The 3,865-nt window shown below is 61.0% G+C and carries 3 protein-coding genes and 1 tRNA gene; 2 read left to right on the top strand and 2 right to left on the bottom strand.

What is annotated here, in order from left to right; genetic code table 11:
- Positions 1 to 200 precede the first annotated feature (200 nt).
- A complete protein-coding gene (locus WB528_RS00395; RefSeq protein WP_423886455.1) occupies positions 201 to 467 on the top strand; it encodes a hypothetical protein in 267 nt (88 codons plus the stop codon).
- 308 nt (positions 468 to 775) lie between these two features.
- On the top strand, positions 776 to 2,311 hold the full coding sequence (locus WB528_RS00390) for a glycosyltransferase family 39 protein (protein WP_423886456.1): 1,536 nt from the start codon (positions 776 to 778) through the stop codon (positions 2,309 to 2,311).
- A 61-nt stretch (positions 2,312 to 2,372) separates the two neighbouring features.
- Here WB528_RS00390 and WB528_RS00385 read toward each other — a convergent pair.
- Together WB528_RS00385 and WB528_RS00380 are read right to left on the bottom strand one after the other, a co-directional pair.
- A tRNA-Ser gene (locus WB528_RS00385) sits at positions 2,373 to 2,466 on the bottom strand.
- Between the two features lie 473 nt (positions 2,467 to 2,939).
- On the bottom strand, positions 2,940 to 3,865 hold a 926-nt coding region (locus WB528_RS00380), incomplete at its 5' end, for a tetratricopeptide repeat protein (protein WP_423886454.1).

The following is a 3,865-nucleotide window of genomic DNA, read 5'->3' as shown; positions in this document are numbered from 1 at the left end:
GGGATATCTCGCATACTGCCGGCGCGGGAGGCGAAACCGCGTTTACGGCCGATTCATCCCGAACCTTAAACTGTCCTTCAAATTTTACCGGTCATGATCGCCTCAACAGCCGGTCAGCGGCGACATGGGGCGTTTTTATAAACTGGACAGGGGCCGCGCGCGGACAACAGCGCGGGCCAACAATAAACGGGGAGACTAACATGTTTCAGGGATCTTTCGATCTGGATGCGGCAACACCGGTGCAGGCGTCGGGCATTCCGGATCTGCTGTTCGAGCGCGGGCTCTATTGGGCGAGCGGCCGTTCCGGCGTCGTCAATCTGATCGCCGCGCACAAATGGTTCAATCTTGCCGCCGTGAAGGGCCGCAGCGATGCGATCCAGATGCGCCGCGAGGTCGCCGAGCTGATGTCGGAAGCTGAAATCGCAGCCGCGCAGCGCGAAGCCCGTGACTGGATGAGCACGCATTGATCGTCGAGCGCTGACGCCCGATCACTGTGGTTTGGCTTACGGACCGTTGATCGCCGGCTTTCGCTGCCGAAGGGGCGCGGCTCCTCGCAAGGGGCGGCCGCGCCCGGCTGCGACCTTCCGCTGCGTCGACAAGGACGGCACCCGTTGTTCCCCGACCTTTGCGAGAAACTGAGCCCTCCAAATTTTGAACTTTAGATTGCCGCAGATCGCCTATACTCCCCTCTGGAATGAGTGGGGCTCAATTGACCGAAAAATCGGATGGTTCGGCGTTCCGGCAGTGGTTCGCCATTGCCGCGCTTATCGCAGGCATGACGGCGCTGCGGTTGATTTACGCCAGTGCGATCGATCTGCGGACGGACGAGGCCTATTACTGGACCTGGTCGAAAGAGAATGTGCTTTCCTTCCTCGATCATCCGCCCATGATTGCCTGGTTGATCCGCCTGAGTACTGCGGTCTTTGGCGATACCAACCTCGGGGTCCGCTTGCCGGGCATTCTGGCGATGCTGGCGACGCAAGGGCTGCTCGCCGATATCGTATGGCGCGTGACGCGCGACTTCCGCGCGGTCGTCATCGCGGTCTCGATGATGGAAGCGTCGCTTTATTTTGGCTTGCTGATGTCCAAGGTATCACCCGACGTCGCGCTGATTCCTTTCGTCATGGCGATGGCATGGGCGCTGGTCCGGCTCGCCGAGAGCAACGATGGGCGCTGGTGGCTGGCCGCCGGCACTTTCGCAGGTTTGGCGTCGCTTTCGAAGTTCACCTGCGTCCTGCTGCTTCCGGCGGTGCTGGCGTTCATGTTTGTGCCGCGGTGGCGCGGGCGCTGGCTGCGCAGTCCCTATCCCTGGGTGGCAGCTTTGATCGCGCTCGCGCTGTTCCTCCCCGTTCTGATCTGGAACATGCAGCACGGCTGGGCATCGTTTCGCTTTCAGTTTGTCCGGGTGGTGGCGACCCATCCGTGGTCGCTGCGCACGCTCGGCGAATTCATCGGATTGCAGCTTGGACTGGTCGGATTCGTCCTGCTGCCTGTCGTCCTGGCCGCTGTCGTGTTGACCGCGGGACGCGGCTATCGCCGGTTGGATGCGGTCGCGATCCTGCTGTCGACAGCCGTGATTTTGCCGTTGCTTTACCTGGTGTGGAAATCGCTCCGTCTGAGGATCGGCGACACCTGGCCGATGTTTATCTGGCCGTTCGGCTTTGCCGCCGCCGCCATCAATCTCGCGATGCAGCCCGACAGCCGCCGGAGATCGTTTGCCCGCTGGGCCCATGTGGCGATCGTTTCCGGCGTCGCGTTTGTCGTTGCCGTCTTTCTTTATTCCGTCGCAGCGCCATGGAATCTGATCGGAAGGACCGATCCGATCGGCCGCGAAGCCGGCTATGAGCCTATCGCGCGCCACGCCGAGGCTGAACTGAAGAAGACTGGCGCCACCTGGATCGCTACCACGGACTACCGGACTTATTCGATGTTGCGCTGGTTTCTCAGGGATCGCGTGCCGGTGGTCCAGATCAACGAGCGCGGACGTTACATCGGCTTTCGCCAGCCCGATATGAGCCGGATCAAGGGCCACGCCGGCATCTATGTTGCCCGCGAGCCCGACAACAACCCGGGCAATCCGCTATGGCCCGTCATCACGGCGACCCGGGAGCCGCTCGAAAGGGTCAACCGCGTCTGGCGCGGGACCGTGATGGACACCTATGCGCTGGAAAAATTCACCGGGTGGACGCCGCAGCTTTCACCGCCGCCGGATTCGCCGCTGTTTCGCTGGTACCTGCTGGCGGGCGCCGGAGTCTTTCCGGCTCTTTTATCCCACCCGGATTTCATGATCTCGGCGCGGTCGATCGGCTGAAAAAAGCTGGGCCTGAGCAGGGTAACCGTGAAAGCAGAAAAGAAGGCTGAAAAATATGGATTGGCGGAGCCGGAGGGATTCGAACCCTCGATAGGCCTTTACAAGCCTATAACGGTTTAGCAAACCGCCGCCTTCAGCCACTCGGCCACAGCTCCGTTCAGCGCGGATATGCCCGACACCGCGCCAAGCCGCAAGCAGCAGATTGACGGATGGCCGTTTCATTGGCGATACGGCCTTGCCCGGCTAGCGGCCCATCCGCTTTGCGTGCTTTTTGTGCAACATCTTCCAGAAACATCGATCTGAAAACTGGTCTCCCGCCGTCTTTTTATTGCGTGTGCGGAAGCCTTCGGTAATTCTCCGAAGCGCGACGGAGGGGGGGCTCCCGAGGTCGTTCTCGGCGGTTCGCAGGAATTCCCGCGCTGACGCGGGAGAGGCGAGGGCGCTAAGAAGCTGAGCAGTGTTCCCGGGGGACATATCCTGGGGGGTATGGGGGAAGCTGCTCAGCTTTTTTGGCCTCTGTCGAATGGCCGCCACGGCGTAAGACGCCATCCTTGCAACACTCAGCATCAAGTTTATCGGCCAAAGCGCAGTTGCGCGCTCGGCGCAGGCAGGCGTGCGCTTTCGATCCTCACTTCAGTGGAATCAGCTCAGCCACCGCAGCCGTCGATTCGACGAAAGCCGGCGGGCAATTGTCGGCGGCGAGCTTGAGCAGCCTTTGCGCTTCCTTCTTGTTCTTCTTCAGAAGCGCGAACTCGCCGCTGTAGAAATTGGCTTCGCAGGTTTGCGCCACCTTGACTTGCGGATCGTTATCGGACGCTGCGGCAAGCGTCTGTTCAATGGTCGTCTCGCCGAGGAACAGGCGAATCACCGGCGCCGGCCAAGCCTTCATGTCGACCTGTTTGGAAGCCTCCGCCAATTGACTTGGCCCATGGATACGCCGTTCGGCAAGCTCGCGCCACAGCGCGGCATAAGCGTCCTTCGGGTTGAGTTGGGCAGCTTTCCTGAAATCGGCTTCCGCATCCGCGTTGCGGTCGCCGATGACGTAATAGGTGACGCCGCGGTCGAAGTAGGACATGGCGTCGTTAGGCTCGAGTTTGATGGCCTTGCCGAAATCCGTGAGCGCCGCGGGACCATTGCCGAGCATGAAGGAGAGACGCCCGCGCGTGAAATACGCGAGCGGATAGTTCGGATCGAGCCGCAACGTGTCGTCCATGTCGTCCATCGCGCGCGCAAGATCGCCCTTCTTCCTGTACAAGTCGCCTCGCAGAAAATGCGCGAAAGCATAGTTCGGATCGAGCGTGATCGCCTGGTTCAAATCCGCCATTGCGCGATCGATGTCTCCCTTGTTCCTGTAGAGGTTGCCGCGCTCGGTATAGGCCCAGGCGTTTTTCGGATCGAGCCGGAGCGCTTCGTTGAAGTCGGTGAGCGCGCGGTCCGGATCCGATTTGCTGAGATAGACGTTGCCGCGATTGAGGTAGGCGGCCGCGGTGGTGCGATTGACGCTGATCGCTTCATTGCAGTCGGCCAAAGCGCGATCCGTATCCTTCTTGGTCC

It is taken from the genome of Bradyrhizobium sp. (genome assembly GCF_049586575.1).
GTDB lineage: Bacteria > Pseudomonadota > Alphaproteobacteria > Rhizobiales > Xanthobacteraceae > Bradyrhizobium.
This window is presented reverse-complemented; position numbering and strand designations above follow the sequence as displayed.